General features: G+C 48.0%; 19 protein-coding genes and 10 tRNA genes. 4 read left to right on the forward strand and 25 right to left on the reverse strand.

The window, feature by feature from the left end; genetic code table 11:
* Positions 1-97 precede the first annotated feature (97 nt).
* The 18 genes from KNO94_RS06375 to acpS all read right to left on the reverse strand — a co-directional run bounded on the left by KNO94_RS06375 (position 98) and on the right by acpS (position 7308).
* Positions 98-174: transfer RNA gene (locus tag KNO94_RS06375), tRNA-Ile, on the reverse strand.
* A 10-nt stretch (positions 175-184) separates the two neighbouring features.
* A tRNA-Arg gene (locus KNO94_RS06380) sits at positions 185-261 on the reverse strand.
* 3 nt (positions 262-264) lie between these two features.
* Positions 265-352: transfer RNA gene (locus KNO94_RS06385), tRNA-Leu, on the reverse strand.
* Positions 353-376: 24 nt separating this feature from the next.
* Positions 377-452, reverse strand: a tRNA-Lys gene (locus KNO94_RS06390).
* Between the two features lie 10 nt (positions 453-462).
* Positions 463-534, reverse strand: a tRNA-Gln gene (locus tag KNO94_RS06395).
* 7 nt (positions 535-541) lie between these two features.
* Positions 542-617, reverse strand: a tRNA-Asp gene (locus tag KNO94_RS06400).
* 21 nt (positions 618-638) lie between these two features.
* A tRNA-Val gene (locus KNO94_RS06405) sits at positions 639-714 on the reverse strand.
* 5 nt (positions 715-719) lie between these two features.
* A tRNA-Glu gene (locus KNO94_RS06410) sits at positions 720-794 on the reverse strand.
* A gap of 29 nt (positions 795-823) precedes the next feature.
* Positions 824-915: transfer RNA gene (locus tag KNO94_RS06415), tRNA-Ser, on the reverse strand.
* Positions 916-924: 9 nt separating this feature from the next.
* A tRNA-Asn gene (locus tag KNO94_RS06420) sits at positions 925-999 on the reverse strand.
* A gap of 204 nt (positions 1000-1203) precedes the next feature.
* Positions 1204-3378: a Tex family protein gene (locus KNO94_RS06425; protein ID WP_214778315.1), complete on the reverse strand. Its 2175-nt coding sequence runs from the start codon at positions 3376-3378 to the stop codon at positions 1204-1206.
* A gap of 24 nt (positions 3379-3402) precedes the next feature.
* Positions 3403-4203, reverse strand: coding sequence for an RNA polymerase sigma factor SigB (gene sigB / locus KNO94_RS06430; protein WP_015880560.1), 801 nt, complete (start codon positions 4201-4203; stop codon positions 3403-3405).
* Positions 4169-4648 (reverse strand): anti-sigma B factor RsbW, encoded by a 480-nt coding sequence (rsbW, locus tag KNO94_RS06435; RefSeq protein WP_015880559.1) that lies wholly within the window; start codon positions 4646-4648, stop codon positions 4169-4171. The genes sigB and rsbW overlap by 35 nt, the downstream gene beginning before the upstream one ends.
* The gene (locus KNO94_RS06440) at positions 4645-4971 is read right to left on the reverse strand and encodes an STAS domain-containing protein (protein WP_214778316.1); all 327 of its coding nucleotides are present in this window, start codon (positions 4969-4971) and stop codon (positions 4645-4647) included. The genes rsbW and KNO94_RS06440 overlap by 4 nt, the downstream gene beginning before the upstream one ends.
* A gap of 141 nt (positions 4972-5112) precedes the next feature.
* Complete coding sequence (locus KNO94_RS06445; protein ID WP_026824472.1) at positions 5113-5463, reverse strand: type II toxin-antitoxin system PemK/MazF family toxin; 351 nt, start codon at positions 5461-5463, stop codon at positions 5113-5115.
* A gap of 5 nt (positions 5464-5468) precedes the next feature.
* A complete protein-coding gene (locus KNO94_RS06450; RefSeq protein WP_214742691.1) occupies positions 5469-5747 on the reverse strand; it encodes a hypothetical protein in 279 nt (92 codons plus the stop codon).
* A gap of 129 nt (positions 5748-5876) precedes the next feature.
* Positions 5877-6953, reverse strand: coding sequence for an alanine racemase (alr, locus tag KNO94_RS06455; protein WP_214778318.1), 1077 nt, complete (start codon positions 6951-6953; stop codon positions 5877-5879).
* Positions 6940-7308, reverse strand: coding sequence for a holo-ACP synthase (gene acpS / locus KNO94_RS06460; RefSeq protein ID WP_214778320.1), 369 nt, complete (start codon positions 7306-7308; stop codon positions 6940-6942). Before acpS ends, alr begins: the two co-directional genes overlap by 14 nt.
* A 63-nt stretch (positions 7309-7371) precedes the next feature.
* On the opposite strand from acpS, the gene KNO94_RS06465 reads away from it, so the two are divergent.
* The gene (locus KNO94_RS06465) at positions 7372-8097 is read left to right on the forward strand and encodes a rhomboid family intramembrane serine protease (RefSeq protein ID WP_214742688.1); all 726 of its coding nucleotides are present in this window, start codon (positions 7372-7374) and stop codon (positions 8095-8097) included.
* Between the two features lie 44 nt (positions 8098-8141).
* On the opposite strand, the gene KNO94_RS06470 is transcribed toward KNO94_RS06465, so the two are convergent.
* The 3 genes from KNO94_RS06470 to KNO94_RS06480 are packed head-to-tail and all read right to left on the reverse strand — an operon-like array spanning position 8142 to position 9243.
* Complete coding sequence (locus KNO94_RS06470) at positions 8142-8459, reverse strand: hypothetical protein (protein WP_214778321.1); 318 nt, start codon at positions 8457-8459, stop codon at positions 8142-8144.
* 33 nt (positions 8460-8492) lie between these two features.
* Complete coding sequence (locus KNO94_RS06475; RefSeq protein WP_251125863.1) at positions 8493-8975, reverse strand: hypothetical protein; 483 nt, start codon at positions 8973-8975, stop codon at positions 8493-8495.
* A complete protein-coding gene (locus KNO94_RS06480; RefSeq protein WP_214742680.1) occupies positions 8968-9243 on the reverse strand; it encodes a 4a-hydroxytetrahydrobiopterin dehydratase in 276 nt (91 codons plus the stop codon). The genes KNO94_RS06475 and KNO94_RS06480 overlap by 8 nt, the downstream gene beginning before the upstream one ends.
* Before the next feature lie 140 nt (positions 9244-9383).
* On the opposite strand from KNO94_RS06480, the gene KNO94_RS06485 reads away from it, so the two are divergent.
* Together KNO94_RS06485 and KNO94_RS06490 are read left to right on the forward strand one after the other, a co-directional pair.
* On the forward strand, positions 9384-9917 hold the full coding sequence (locus tag KNO94_RS06485; RefSeq protein WP_214778322.1) for a cysteine hydrolase family protein: 534 nt from the start codon (positions 9384-9386) through the stop codon (positions 9915-9917).
* A 22-nt stretch (positions 9918-9939) separates the two neighbouring features.
* A complete protein-coding gene (locus KNO94_RS06490; RefSeq protein WP_214742678.1) occupies positions 9940-11385 on the forward strand; it encodes a nicotinate phosphoribosyltransferase in 1446 nt (481 codons plus the stop codon).
* A 32-nt stretch (positions 11386-11417) separates the two neighbouring features.
* Here the strand turns inward: KNO94_RS06490 and KNO94_RS06495 are convergent, their stop codons facing one another.
* Positions 11418-11720 (reverse strand): 7TM diverse intracellular signaling domain-containing protein, encoded by a 303-nt coding sequence (locus tag KNO94_RS06495; protein WP_214742677.1) that lies wholly within the window; start codon positions 11718-11720, stop codon positions 11418-11420.
* 112 nt (positions 11721-11832) lie between these two features.
* On the opposite strand from KNO94_RS06495, the gene KNO94_RS06500 reads away from it, so the two are divergent.
* Positions 11833-12306, forward strand: a complete 474-nt coding sequence (locus tag KNO94_RS06500) for a YwpF-like family protein (protein ID WP_214742676.1) — start codon at positions 11833-11835, stop codon at positions 12304-12306.
* A 75-nt stretch (positions 12307-12381) separates the two neighbouring features.
* Here KNO94_RS06500 and KNO94_RS06505 read toward each other — a convergent pair whose 3' ends face one another.
* The 3 genes from KNO94_RS06505 to KNO94_RS06515 form a co-directional block, all read right to left on the reverse strand.
* Positions 12382-12858, reverse strand: coding sequence for a DUF456 domain-containing protein (locus tag KNO94_RS06505; protein ID WP_214778323.1), 477 nt, complete (start codon positions 12856-12858; stop codon positions 12382-12384).
* A 10-nt stretch (positions 12859-12868) separates the two neighbouring features.
* Positions 12869-13468, reverse strand: coding sequence for a histidine phosphatase family protein (locus tag KNO94_RS06510; protein WP_214778324.1), 600 nt, complete (start codon positions 13466-13468; stop codon positions 12869-12871).
* A 63-nt stretch (positions 13469-13531) separates the two neighbouring features.
* Complete coding sequence (locus tag KNO94_RS06515; RefSeq protein ID WP_214778326.1) at positions 13532-14467, reverse strand: alpha/beta hydrolase; 936 nt, start codon at positions 14465-14467, stop codon at positions 13532-13534.
* Positions 14468-14545: the final 78 nt, after the last annotated feature.

The following is a 14545-nucleotide window of genomic DNA, read 5'->3' on the forward strand; positions in this document are numbered from 1 at the left end:
GATATAGCTCTTAAATTGACGAAGCTTGCGCTTCATTCAAAAATGGTAAAACTTATTTTTGCCTCATCGTTCAGTTTTCAAAGTTCGTCAGTTTAAATGGTGGGCCTAAGTGGACTCGAACCACCGACCTCACGCTTATCAGGCGTGCGCTCTAACCGGCTGAGCTATAGGCCCATAAAAAGAATGGTGCACCCTGAGAGATTCGAACTCCCGGCCTTTAGATTCGTAGTCTAACGCTCTATCCAGCTGAGCTAAGGGTGCATATGGTGCGGTCGAGAGGACTTGAACCTCCACGGTGTTAACCACCACTAGGCCCTCAACCTAGCGCGTCTACCGATTCCGCCACGACCGCAGCGTATAAAGTTAAAAAGGAAAATGGTGAGTCATGCAGGGCTCGAACCTGCGACCCTCTGATTAAAAGTCAGATGCTCTACCAACTGAGCTAATGACTCAAATAAAAAGCTGGGCTGGAAGGGATCGAACCTTCGCATGTCGGAATCAAAATCCGATGCCTTACCACTTGGCTACAGCCCAACGTAAATGGCGGTCTTGACGGGATTCGAACCCGCGATCTCCTGCGTGACAGGCAGGCATGTTAACCCCTACACCACAAGACCAGATTACGTTTTTATTTGAAATGGTGGAGGATGACGGGATCGAACCGCCGACCCCCTGCTTGTAAGGCAGGTGCTCTCCCAGCTGAGCTAATCCTCCATATATGGTGACCCGTACGGGATTCGAACCCGTGTTACCGCCGTGAAAGGGCGGTGTCTTAACCGCTTGACCAACGGGCCAATCTATGTGTCTTCTAAGTAATGTTAAGTGGCGGAGACGGAGGGATTCGAACCCTCGCACCGGTTTCCCAGCCTACTCCCTTAGCAGGGGAGCCCCTTATAGCCTCTTGGGTACGTCTCCAAAATAAAATGGCTCCGCAAGTAGGATTTGAACCTACGACCTACCGGTTAACAGCCGGTTGCTCTACCACTGAGCTATTGCGGAACGTTGCTTGAAATTATCGAAGTAACGATTTATATTGTAACCGCAAACCAGAAACCTGTCAATCACTTTCTTAGAAAAACGTTTATTTCGCATGCCGTCTCTCGGCGACTTCTATAAGATATCACGGTACAAAAAGACCGTCAACACTTTTTCTAAAAAAAATCAGGTAAAATGAAAAACATTTTACCTGATTCGAGTTTCTTCTTATTTAACGCTCGGCGCAAGCATTGTTAAACTAATTCGTCCCCGATTCACATCGACCTGTTCGATCCACACGGTCACGATATCACCAACGGCCACGACATCTAGCGGATGTTTCACGTAGCGATTCGATAATTTCGAAATGTGGACCAAGCCATCCTGTTTCACCCCAATGTCAACGAACGCGCCAAAATCAATGACGTTTCGGACGGTCCCTTGGAATTCCATGCCGACTTGAAGGTCTTCGAGACTCATGACGTCTGTGCGTAGTAACGGTTTCTGGATATCTTCCCGCGGGTCACGCCCTGGTTTAGCTAATGACTTCAAAATGTCTTCAACTGTTGGAAGCCCCGCCTCTAGTTCTTCACTCAAGGCTTTAGCGTCGACTTGTTGCAATCGTTCTCGAAGCGCGACCGTTCCGACCTCCGACTTTGAAGAACCGATCTCTTTTAAAATCGATAACGCGAGCGGATAACTTTCTGGGTGAATCTCTGTCTGATCGAGAACGTCCTTCCCGTTCATGATCCGCAAGAATCCAGCCGCTTGTTCAAACGCCTTCGCTCCGAGACGAGGAACTTTCTTAATTTCCTTTCTCGTTTCAAAGCGTCCATTCTCTTCACGGTATGCCACAATATTTTTTGCTGTCGTTTTATTGAGTCCCGAGACGTATGTCAATAAAGACTCAGAGGCACGGTTCACATCGATTCCAACCATGTTGACCACGCTCTCGACGACGAACTCTAAAGAGGCCTTCAGTTTATTCTGGCTGACGTCATGCTGATATTGTCCGACACCGACAGATTGCGGGTCGACTTTGACGAGTTCCGCCATCGCGTCCTGAATTCGACGTGCAATCGAGACGGCTGACCGTTCCTCTACTTTCAAATCCGGGAATTCACTTCGTGCGACTTCCGATGCCGAGTAGACACTTGCTCCCGCTTCGTTCACAATCGCGTAAGCAATGTCACGTTCCGCTTTCTTCAACCAGTCGGCGACGAATTGTTCCGTCTCCCGTGAGGCGGTTCCGTTTCCGACGACGATGACCGAGATTGGATATTTCTTCGCGAGTCTCGTCAGTACTTTTTCAGCACCGACGATATCGTGTTTCGGTGCAGTCGGATAGAAGACGCCGACCTCTTCGACTTTTCCGATTTCATTGACGACTGCCCATTTACAACCAGTTCGATAAGCCGGGTCGATTCCTAATACGACGACTTCGCGTAGGGGCGGCTGCATATAAAGTTGTTTCAAGTTTTTTGAGAAGACATCGATTGCCTGCTCTTCTGCCCTTTCTGTCAACTCACCACGAATCTCTCGTTCGATGGCGGGGAAGACCGACTTCTTGTACGCCTCCGTCACAGCTGCCTCGACAACTTCACGCTTTTCTTTCGGAAGTCGTTCGTATGTACGGAGGGCTTGATCCATGAAGCGCGACTCGTCAAACACCACCTTCACTTGGAGCACGTCCGTGCGTTCCCCACGGTTCAAGGCGAGTACACGGTGCGGGACAATGCCAGCAATCTTCTCTTCATATTCATAATACTGCGCAAAAATCTCTTTTTCGTCTTCCGCTTGTTTTTTCTTCTTCGAGCGCAAGAGTCCTTCTTTTCGTACACGATCGCGAAGCATCTGGCGCAGTTTCGCTTCTTCGCCCCATTCTTCGCCGATGATCGCATGAACGAGCGGCAACGCCTCTTCTACCTTGACGTCTTGAGAAAGTTCTTTTACCTTGTCCGAAGAATAAGGTGACTTGTCCCGGAACCAGTCCGCTAGCGGCTGTAATCCTTTTTCGCGTCCCTGTTCCGCTTTCGTCCGTCGTTTTGGACGATATGGCAAGTAGATGTCTTCCACTTGTTGAAGCGTAGTTGCTGCCTCTAACGCTTTCGTTAGTTCAGGTGTGTTCTTTTCCAGCTCTTCTAACTTAGCAAGGACATCCGCTTTACGTTTTTGTAGACTCTCTTCATATTGAAGAGCATCCAAAATTCCTTTGATTTCGACTTCGTCTAGATTTCCCGTCATTTCCTTCCGATAACGGGCCATGAACGGAATCGTCGCCCCTTCAGATGCGAGCTGCCGAACCGTCTCGACTTGGTTCACTTTCAAGTTTAACGCGTTAGCCACTTTCGTAATCACTTGAATCACTTCCTTTTTTGATCTCTTCCAAAGTGTAGCAAACATTTAAACAAAAAAGCGATGACTCGATTAGTCATCGCTTGAGAATACTTCATTGAGTGGGACCTTGATGGCTTCACGCAGCTTTTCGAGTGCTCGTCGTTGCAAACGGGACACATGCATCTGCGAGATTCCAAGAAGTTCACCTGTCTCTTTTTGACTCATATTCTTATAGTAGGCGCATTCTAAGATGGCGCGTTCACGCTCATTTAAGACATTGAATGCCTTCTCTAGAATAAGACGTTGGTCGACCGATTCATATCCACGCTCTTGGCTACCGACCAAGTCGAGTAACGTGACGGTGCTACCTTCGTTATCCGCTTCGATTGAACTATCAACCGATAAGGCTTGATAACTCTTACCCATCTCGAGCGTTTCGAGAATTTCTTCATCGGATACACCGAGGTGATCGGCAATCTCATCGATCCGTGGTGAACGTTGTAATTCGGTCGTCAACTCTTCGACCGTCTTTTTAATCTTTGGACCGAGCTCTTTAATCCGACGCGGCACGTGGACACTCCACGTCTTGTCACGGATGAATCGTTTGATTTCTCCGATGATTGTCGGGACGGCAAACGATTCGAAACTACGACCAAATTCTGGGTCGAATCGACGAAGTGCCGCTAATAATCCAATCATCCCAACTTGCACAAGGTCGTCGTGAATCGCACGCCCACGCGAGAATTTGCGGGCGAGTGCTTCAACGAGGTCTGAATAGCGGTTGATGAGGAGCATTTGCACTTCTTCGTTTTGATCGTCTTGTTGATAGCGTTCAATCCACTCTAGTACCTCGTCATCACTGTGATGGCGTTGTTGAGATTTTGCTGGCACTCTGATCCACCTCGTCCCTGTTGAGGAGTTTTGTCATCGTCACTTTGACACCGTTGTCTTTATTGATCGAGACATCGTCCATTAATGCTTCGATCAAGAAGAGACCAAGTCCTCCTTCATGGAGCGATTCAATCTCGGTCGTCTCTTCGACCGGAGCGGCCTGACGCTTCACATCGTCTGCGAACGTCTTACCTGAATCTTCAATCGTGATTTCAAGACGATCGGCATAGACGCCACAAGCGAGTTTGACTTCTCCATCTTGATGATCGTCATAAGCATGTTGGACGGCGTTGCCACATGCTTCCGAGACCGCGATTTTAATATCCTCGATCTCGTCGTACGTATATCCCATACGGTTAGCGATTCCTGAAACGACTAATCGAACCACACCGACATATTCGGGTTTGGCCGGGAACGTCATGACCGTCTGTTCAACATTGTTCATTGCGTGCCACCTCTTACGTTCGAATTAATAGAAAGAAGTTTGTGAAGACCCGTCAATTCGAATAGACGATTGACTCGGTCTGTAACTCCGACAAGTGACAATTCTTTCTCGTTACGTGTGGCAATTTTCAATGCCCCTACGAACACGCCAAGACCTGTCGAATCCATGTACTCCACTTCATCTAAATGAACGACCACGTCTTGTTCACCGATGGCCGGATGCAATACTTCTTTCAATTTTGGTGCAGTATATGTATCCACTTCTCCGGATACGTAAAGGTGTAATTGTTCTCCAATGACTTGCTCGCGAATCGCTAAATCCATCGTCTATTCCCTCCTAAATGTCCGTACAGAAAAATTGAGTACGATTAATTTAAATTCCCCTTCAACAAAATCTTAAACCACTTTTTTAAAAAAAGTTTAAAAAAAGACCGATACCTATGTACCAGTCTTATCTATGTAAGGCTAGAGAGGGATCAATCCCATACTGATCTCTAGCGCTCTGTCCACTTTATGCATCGTCTCATCATCTAGATGAGTGACTTTATCCGTCAGACGACGCTTATCAATCGTTCGAATCTGTTCAAGCAAAATCACAGAGTCTCGTTCGAGCCCGTGCTTCTCTTGATATACTTCCACATGAGTCGGCAGTTTTGCTTTTTGAATCTGAGCTGTAATCGCAGCGACAATGACGGTCGGGCTAAAGCGATTGCCGATGTCGTTCTGTACGATGAGAACGGGTCGAACGCCACCTTGCTCTGAGCCGACTACGGGCGACAGATTCGCATAAAATACGTCACCACGCTTTACGATCACGCTGCTCACACCCCACTTACTTGACGTAAGAGAGCGTGTTCGGCTTCGGTTTCAATCGTGAGCATCTCTTCTGCCATATTCAAGTTAAACGCGGCCATCTCTTGATAGCCTTTCGCCAATTCTTCACGCAGTGCTTGTTGTCGATCAGCAATTTCTTTAGACAAGTATGTCACTACATCGTTCAAGGACAGTGTTTCACGGTCTTTCATCGAAATCGGACCCCCTTGTTGCGAGAACCGATCTGGGACGGACGCTAGCGCACCCGCAGTTCGCTGCTTCAACATCTTACACCTCCAGAATCGTTTCATGGACTGGCGGAAATTCTCCCGCGTTCTTTATCAATATAACACGCGGGAATGGGAAAATATAGAGAAATCGAGAAAGAATTCAGATAATTTCACACGATTTATGATTCACACAAAAAGACGTGGCAATCGGCTCGTAAATTGGCAGACGATCTCATAGTTGATGGTCCCGAGATAAGACGCCAGTTCATCAATGGTGACGTTTCCACCAACAAGGGTCACATCCGTCCCGACAGGAAACTCTTCTGGAAGTCGGATCATGAAACGATCCATACAGACGCGTCCCACGATTGGGCAACGAACCCCGTTGACCTCCACTTCAAATCCACTCGCCTTGCGTAACCATCCATCCGCATAACCGACCGGGACCGTACCAATCCATTCATCGGCTGACGTCGTATACGTTGCACCGTAACTGATTGTCTGACCTGCCTCTAGCCGTTTCACCTGCATGAGCTGACTTTTTAGCGTGAAAGCCGGGCGCAGGAACGAATAGAACGTCTCCATCTCATGTGATGGATATAACCCATAGAGCGCGATGCCGACACGAACCAGATTATAAGGAACGTCTTGTCCCGCCATCCGGATGGCCCCGGCCGAGTTCGACGTATGGATATAGCGGAACTGCTCATGCAGCCCATCCATTAAGCGTTCGAACCGCTCTTGTTGTGTGAAGTATAAGTCGCTATCAAGTTCATCCGCCGTCGCAAAATGGGTGTAGATGCCTTCAATGACAAATAAGTCGTTCGCTTCTTCAAGTAAGGCATCTAATTGTTCACGGGTGCGTAGGCCGAGACGTCCCATTCCGGTATCCACTTTGATATGAACTGTCAACGGTTTTTCTTCTAGATAAGGAGCAGCCTCTTGTAACCACTCAGCAGAAAATACGGATAACGTGATGCCCCGTTCTGCCGCCACTCCGGCATATTCCGGGAATTGTGCTTCCATGACAAGAATGGGTGCCTCAATTCCTGCATCCCGAAGTTCGATTGCTTCCTCGAGTAATGCGACCCCTAGCATCGTCGCCCCGTTCTCGAGGGCGATTTTCGCCACTTCGACGGCCCCGTGTCCGTAGGCATTCGCTTTGACGACCGCCATGAGGTCCTGCGGAATCCGTCTTGTTAATTCTTTTATATTATGGGCGATGGCCGCCCGATCAATCTCGATTCGACTAGGACGAAACATGTTGTCCCTCCTCTTCTAAGATGACTTGTGCGATGGCATAAGTTTGACTGTGGCTGATGCTGACATGAATCTTCCCCGCAAACGGCGCGGTCATGACAGGTCGGCCTGTCTCATCCGGTAAAATTTCTATATTACGCCACGATAAACCGCGTGCGATGCCAGTCCCGATCGCCTTGGCGTAAGCCTCTTTTGCTGCAAAGCGACCTGAGACAAATTCGATTCGACGTGGAAGTGGATACTGTTGAGACAACTCATATTCTGCATCGGTGAGCAGACGTTTTAAAAAGCGTGGTTGTTTCATCGAGCGAGCCATCCGATCAAGCTCGACGATATCGACTCCGATTCCTACAATCACAGGACACTCGCTCCTTTCCTTTTTTCCCCGTTTCCTTATACAATTGAGGAAAGAGGTGATGTTATGTTTAGTCGTACGGAAAATGTACAAACGTTTGTACGGGCATATCCACTCGTAACGCTGTTCATTGTAATCCAACTCCTTGTGTTTGTCATCGATTCTTTCGCTCCTGGCTTACGAATCGTGGCGACGGGAGGGTCGTTCCATTTGGCACTGGCGGACGGGCAATGGTACCGCTTGGTCACGGCCAACTTCATTCATTTGAGTCTCGGCCACTTGCTGTTCAACTCGTTCGCGCTGATCATCTTCGGACCGGCGATGGAACGAATGGTCGGACACGTGAAATTTGCCTTGTTTTATGTATTTGCCGGAGCACTTGCTAACTTGTTTACGTATTTTACCGTCAGCAACTTATTTTATTTACAAGCCGGTGCGTCGGGTGCCATCTTGGCCGTCCTCGGATTTTACGTATTTATTGGACGCTTCCGCCGCACATTGATGTATAGCCAAGATGCCCGCTTGGTCTATATCTTTGTCGCCATCAGCGCCGTCTTCACATTAATTGGATCGAATGTGTCGCTTTGGGGACACGTGTACGGTTTCTTGGCAGGATTCTTACTCGCCATCCCGCTCTCACGATTCACTGTTCCGTACACAAGACCGACTCGCTACGGACCTTATAAACAACGTTCGTACGCACCTCCTGTCATTCATTCCGGTGACGGGAAATGGTTCTTCTACATCATCATCGGACTAGCGATCTTTGGTTTATTGGCGCGATTCCTATAAGTAAGGAAATAAAAACGGCCAAGCGGATTCGCTTGGTCGTTTGATTAGATTTGGTTTTTATGACGAGCCTCTTGAAGCGCATCGACTAGGTCTTTGACGTCTTCGACGAGGTTTTGAATCGTATCTTGGTTTTCTTCGTAAAGCGATTTCCATTCCATGACACGGTCTTTTAAGTTGCCTTTTGATGACGCTTGAAGACCGACTGCATGTGCCTCAGTCGACGTGTTGGATGACTTCAACTTCGACTTGATGCCTTTCAATTGTCTCACTTGTTGATCGCGCGTTTCGCTATGGAGAAGTGATGCCGCTGCACCAATGGCTGCACCTGCTGCCATCCCCAACCAAAAATAATTCTTGTTCATAAAAATCCTCCCCTAACATGACGTTATCTTTTATTATAGATTATCTGACTTACTGACGACATAGTGTTTTATGACAGGACCGGATCCGCGCTGTTCCACGGCCCGTTTCAATCGGTCTTCGAGGATTGCATAATCCGTTGTATCTCGGAATCGTGTCCCCTCGGATGCGAACTGAATGAAGACGACGGCATGATGATCGTCAGGGTCAACGCCTAACCGGTAAGCCGAGAAGCCTGCATGACCAACGCCAAGCGGCGCTTTTTCGGTCAACAGTTGATGAAACAAAAGAGAACGCGCGTTTTCATCCGCAGGCACATTCGCATACAAAATGTTCCCGTTGTTTTCAAACTGCCCAGACGCCTCTTCAATCTCAAATGTTTTCCCGCTACTAAAAGGAGATTTGTCTCCTTCTGCAAGAAAAATCATTTCAGGTCCGTTCGCCGCAATCACCCCCGGCTTTTGAGCCAACTGATCCGCCACACTACCTGACGCAAAGGTCATAAAGAGTTTAGACAAGTTCCTCACACCCTTTCGCAAGCGTGATGTCTTTCTCTGTAATACCACCTTCATCATGAGTCGATACGGTCAATGTCACATCGCGATACTCAATCAAAATAGTTGGATGATGATCAAGTGACTCTGCTAAATCTGCCACGAGATGGACAAATTGAATGGCTTCCGGGAACGTTTCTAGCCGATATGTCTTTTGAATCTCCCCATTTACTTCTTCCCAACCGTTTAAACGAGACAGTTCATCTGTCAATTCATTTTGCGAGTATACCATCATCACAATCCCCTTTCCCTATACGTTCTACTCTCTTTTACTACCCACACTAGAGAAAAATAATCTTCCTCGTATGATGTATAATGATTTAGAATGAGGTGGATAACCACCATTTTGAATACGAGAGAGGAGCATCTCCCATGCGTGCATTGATTGTCATTGATTATACATTTGATTTTATCGCAGACAGTGGTCGTTTGACTTGTGGGAAACCCGGGCAAGAGATTGAAGAACGAATCGTCGAATTGATGGGGACGTTCGCAGCGGAGGACTATGTTGTCATCGCGAACGATGTCCATGATGCAGGTGACACATTCCACCCCGAAACAACGTTATTCCCTCCGCACAATATCCGTGGGACAGAGGGTCGTGAATTGTACGGTGCCGTGAAAGAAGCGTCGAAACAAGCAGATCATTGGATTGATAAGACACGTTACAGCGCCTTCGCCGGAACTGATCTTGACCTGCGTCTTCGGGAACGCGGAATCACTGAAGTTCATCTCGTCGGTGTCTGTACAGATATTTGTGTGCTTCACACGGCCGTAGATGCCTACAACCTCGGTTATCAAATCGTCGTCCATGCTGATGCCGTCCAGAGTTTCAATCCGGTCGGACATGAATGGGCGCTCGAACATTTCGTCACGACACTCGGTGCGACCGTAGTCGGAAAGTGACGTAAAACAGAAAGGAAACCATATGTTACATCGTAATTTAGCACTTCACACGGATCTCTATCTTCCACGCTGGATGTATATCTATTGGAAGCAAGGTCGCCATAATGAACAGGTCGTCTTTGACCTTTACTATCGTTCAAATCCGTTTAGCGGCGGTTATGTCGTCTTTGCCGGACTCGAGAACATCGTTCACTATTTAGAGAACGTCTCGTTCACAGAAGAAGATATCGCCTACTTGAAACAACAACTCGGATTCGAAGATGAATTCGAAGACGTCTTACGAAACTTTAAGTTCACTGGTTCACTATATAGTGTCCGTGAAGGAGAAGTCATCTTCCCACACGAACAAGTCGTTCGAATCGAATCGACCATCTTTGAAGCAAAATTGTTCCAAACAGCGCTGCTCAATATCGCGAACCACGAATCCCTCATCGCCACGAAGTATGCTCGAATTCGTCAAGCCGCACCGAACGAGACATTGCTCGAGGGCGGTGCACGCCGTGCGCAAGGTGTCGATGCCGCTTATTACGGGACACGCGCCGCGTATATCGCCGGTTTCGACGTGACGAGTCTCGTCTCTGCCGGACGTGATTTCGATGTTCCGACAGGGGGAACGATGGAACATGCGGATATTCAATTCCATGACGATGAATTGAGCGCATTCCGTTCGTTCGCCGAGATGTATCCGGATAACACAAGTCTCCTCATCGACACGTATGACACACTCAAGTCCGGTCTTCCGAACGCGATTACGGTCGCGAAAGAATTAGAGGCGAAAGGCCATCGTCTCAAGTCAGTACGCCTCGACTCCGGAGACCTCGCCTACCTATCGAAACGTGCCCGGAAAGCGTTGAATGAAGCAGGACTCGACTACGTTAAAATCGTCGTCTCTGGTGATTTGGATGAGTATGTTATCCAAGACTTACGGATGCAAGGCGCTGAAGCCGATACGTTCCTTGTTGGGACGCGCGGCATCACAGCCTACGAACAACCTGCTCTCGGGATGGTATATAAATTGGTCGCACGCGAGGATGAGTCCGGAGAACTGAAACCGGTCATCAAAGTGTCTTCTTCCAAAGTGAAGACGACGACACCTCACAAGAAAGAGTTGTATCGCATCATCGACAACGAAACGAAAAAGTTCAAAGGCGACTATATCGCCCTCGCTGATGAACCGGTCGAATCGTACACCGAGATTGACTTGATCGATGTCCGTGACCCGGCCTTCAAGATCAAGACACGCAACTTCAACGTGAAACGCTTGTTGCAACCGATCTTCCTTGACGGAAAACGGGTATACGACCTTCCTAGCACGAGTGAAATTCGTACGTATCATCACGAACAGATGAACGGACTGTGGGAAGAATATAAGCGTCTCCGTTTGCCAGAAGTGTATTCAGTGACGTTCAGTAAGCCTCTATGGGATTTAAAGCTCGATATGATTCGCAAGACGCGAGTACCGAAATAAAAAAAGTTGTGGGTGCGTACCCACAACTTTTTTTATACCATTGTCATCTCGCCTGCTTGGCTTTGATCTTCTTTTCTCCGAAAGTAAAGCGCCATCGATAAAGAGAGCAATATCAAGACAAAATAGACAGTCCGTTGCCAAAACGTCGCTTCGGTGTCTCCTTGGAACAGTGCAATAATATAATCGCTCCCACTGATAAAAAATAATCCGGCAAGCAAGAGAAAGATTCGATAGCCGGCCCGACTCCGCTCCCGTTTCACTTTGAAGAAAAGGACACCATAATAGACGATTGCGAGAATCGTCATATACCCGATTACGCCAACAACCCAACTCATCTTGATGCCTCCCTCACTCTCAATTTTCTGTTTCTTCCTCGTTATCTTAACACATTCTATTCAGCAGACTATGTTAAGATGGTCTAAAGAAAACGCGGAAAGGAACGATCCTATGAAAACGTTTCGCCTCGTCCAAGTCCGTCTCGTTCAAGACGAGTACGGCAATGAATTGAATTTACCAATCGATTTGCTAGACGGCTTGATCATCTCGAAAGAGCACGATTCGGAATGGCTACTCGAAATGCTTGTCCCAACCGAATCCGCCGTTACGCTCCACCACTACTTAAACAAACGAATTCTCATCCTTGCTGAAGCGGTCATTACATCCCCAACGAATGCACCGGCCGCACTCGCGCTGACGTTCACAAGCGAGCGTGCTTTAAACGATCATCACACGTTCGTCGCCGAAGGACTCATGTTGATGCCGAAACAGGATGCGACGAAACAAGTGCTCGACTCCTTGATTCAAGAAGGGGTCGCCACCTCAAGCTTGAAGCCGGCCTTCTTCGAAAAGAAAGTCGAGATGCAACAAACGTTCAGTCGCTCCGCCTTCAATCAATTGGTGAAAACCGGGTCATTCGAATAATCGAGTGACCCTCTTTTTTCTTTCCCCAAAATGGTTCACTCCTCAAACAACAAAGACGGAGAGCAATACTCCGCCTCAAATGTAAATAAAGAACAAGATGACCATCATCGTCATTCCAATCACTTTTAAAAGCGTGCTACCGAGAAACGCGAGCACTGTTCCGACACCGATACTCCATGCCTCACGCGTCGTCTTCCCTAGCGTCAATTCTGCAAGAAAGGCGAAAATAAACGGGAAGATAAGCACTCCGACGAGCGGAAAAATAAACGGTCCAGCAATCAAGCCAATCGTCGCTCCCCATTTCGCTCGTTCTGAACCCCCTCGTTTATCCACTGTGGCTCGAGTGACAACGTAGTCCACTACAAACAAGAAAATGAGGAAAACAATTTGCCATACCCAAAATGTCCACGTTAACGGTTCAAATGAAAAACCGAACCCGTAAATCATATATCCGATGAACAAGAATAGCACACTTGGGATGACCGGATAAATGAGTCCGGCAAATGCAACAATAAATGACGCGATAATGAGTATCCACAATAAGGTCGTCATGACATTCTCCTTACTTCATCATGGTCGGATCGGTGATGTGATCAGCCACGTTGATGGCCTTTACCTCAAATTGACCATGTCGATAGTTAATATAATTCGAGCAAGCGTTTCGCATCGCTTGACGGAACGTGTAGGTGTCGTCGACAGCAGAGAGCGCCGCTTTGATCGCATGGGAATGGCAGACGACAATGATGCGCTTACCTGGATACGTATCCACCAAATCCTTCATCCCATCTAATACACGGGCTCGCATCTCGTCTTCTGTTTCAAGTCCGGGAATACGTTCCTGGTCGTCTGCTTGAACCGCTTCGTAGATTCCTTTTACCGGCTTTCCGGATGCCGCTCCAAATTCACGTTCGATGAAGCGTTCGTCTAGCTGAATCGCTTCATGATCGATTTCACATGCTGTCGCAATCGCTTTTGCGGTATCGACCGCACGCGATAACGGACTCGAAACGATGAGGTCCCACTGTTCCTGACTCAAAAAAGCCGCGCTCTCTTCTGCCTGTCGACGCCCGAGTGCATTTAACGGATTGTCTTCACGTCCTTGAATAATTTCTAAACGATTCCAATCGGTCTGACCGTGTCTGACTAAACATAACTCTGTCACTGCTTCCACTCCTTACGATTTCAATCATCCCCCATCGTACCATCTTCCCTAAAAATCGCAACGTCATACGAGGCATTCATCAATAAAACGATTGATTCTGGCCATGAGTTGTTCTTCTTTAATTGGATTGTCCGATTGAAGGAAACTCGCAAGCGAATGGGTTCCGTTTGGAAACGAGATGAGTTGAACGTTCGCGCCGACGTCACTCGCATGTTCGACGAAGTGAAGCGCTTGACCGAACGGGACAATCGGATCTTTCTTCCCATGTAACAGTAGAATCGGCGGGGCATCAGCGTAAAGATGGGAAACCGGAGAACATTTCACCATCAATTCACGCCACTCCTCACGACTCCCCTCGTAGAATTTCAAATGCGCCAGCCAAGTCTGGATAAATTTGAACAATAAAAAGTTCGTCGGTGGATACAGCGCAATGACTCCTTTAATGGTCGGGAGGTCATCACCTAACTCACCCACAAATTGTTTGTGGCGATCTAGTGCGGTCGCGAGCATTAACGCCGCTCCTGCCGAATCACCCCATACGAGCAACTGACTCGTATCGAGCGACAAAATCGATTCATGTTGTTTTAAATAACTGAGAGCATCCGACACATCAAAAATGTTGTCCGGGAAATACACCCCGTCCTCAAACAAACGGTAATCGATACTGACAACGGCGATCCCTTTCCCCAAAAAGTGATCGAGTAACGGATGGAACAATGTCACCATGCTCCGATCCCCTCTTACGAACGCCCCCCCATGTGCATATACAGCTACCGGGAAGGGGCCTTCACCTGGTGGGAGGTACAAATCAAATTGGAGCGGACGATCATGAACAATTTTATACGTATACGTGTGGCGCCGACGTGTGGCCGGTCGAATCGGCAACTCAGGTTCTTGCCATCGGACAAGTGATCCGTACTGACTCCACACGCTAGCCCCGGCTGCCGTTGCTGCGGCAAGCGCCGCACCCCCGACAAACCAGGCAGTCTCCTTTCTCATACAATCCACTCCTCGTTCCTTTTTTTAATCATATTCCCGCTTTTTTCAAAAATCCATCCATCAGAAGTCGGACTTGAC

Origin of the sequence: Exiguobacterium sp. s22 (genome assembly GCF_018617455.1) — a bacterium.
Classification (GTDB): domain Bacteria; phylum Bacillota; class Bacilli; order Exiguobacteriales; family Exiguobacteriaceae; genus Exiguobacterium.

Bases quoted from the DNA above. Each gene is read 5' to 3' on its own strand.
- KNO94_RS06450 (WP_214742691.1), bottom strand. From the start codon at position 5,747: ATGTTGAAGCAGCGAACTGCGGGTGCGCTAGCGTCCGTCCCAGATCGG.
- KNO94_RS06500 (WP_214742676.1), top strand. From the start codon at position 11,833: ATGAAAACGTTTCGCCTCGTCCAAGTCCGTCTCGTTCAAGACGAGTAC.
- KNO94_RS06470 (WP_214778321.1), bottom strand. From the start codon at position 8,459: ATGAACAAGAATTATTTTTGGTTGGGGATGGCAGCAGGTGCAGCCATT.
- rsbW (WP_015880559.1), bottom strand. From the start codon at position 4,648: ATGAACAATGTTGAACAGACGGTCATGACGTTCCCGGCCAAACCCGAA.
- KNO94_RS06480 (WP_214742680.1), bottom strand. From the start codon at position 9,243: ATGGTATACTCGCAAAATGAATTGACAGATGAACTGTCTCGTTTAAAC.
- KNO94_RS06465 (WP_214742688.1), top strand. From the start codon at position 7,372: ATGTTTAGTCGTACGGAAAATGTACAAACGTTTGTACGGGCATATCCA.
- KNO94_RS06490 (WP_214742678.1), top strand. From the start codon at position 9,940: ATGTTACATCGTAATTTAGCACTTCACACGGATCTCTATCTTCCACGC.
- KNO94_RS06425 (WP_214778315.1), bottom strand. From the start codon at position 3,378: ATGTTTGCTACACTTTGGAAGAGATCAAAAAAGGAAGTGATTCAAGTG.
- KNO94_RS06505 (WP_214778323.1), bottom strand. From the start codon at position 12,858: ATGACGACCTTATTGTGGATACTCATTATCGCGTCATTTATTGTTGCA.
- KNO94_RS06485 (WP_214778322.1), top strand. From the start codon at position 9,384: ATGCGTGCATTGATTGTCATTGATTATACATTTGATTTTATCGCAGAC.
- KNO94_RS06440 (WP_214778316.1), bottom strand. From the start codon at position 4,971: ATGGATTTAGCGATTCGCGAGCAAGTCATTGGAGAACAATTACACCTT.
- KNO94_RS06495 (WP_214742677.1), bottom strand. From the start codon at position 11,720: ATGAGTTGGGTTGTTGGCGTAATCGGGTATATGACGATTCTCGCAATC.
- KNO94_RS06515 (WP_214778326.1), bottom strand. From the start codon at position 14,467: ATGAGAAAGGAGACTGCCTGGTTTGTCGGGGGTGCGGCGCTTGCCGCA.
- alr (WP_214778318.1), bottom strand. From the start codon at position 6,953: ATGTTTCGTCCTAGTCGAATCGAGATTGATCGGGCGGCCATCGCCCAT.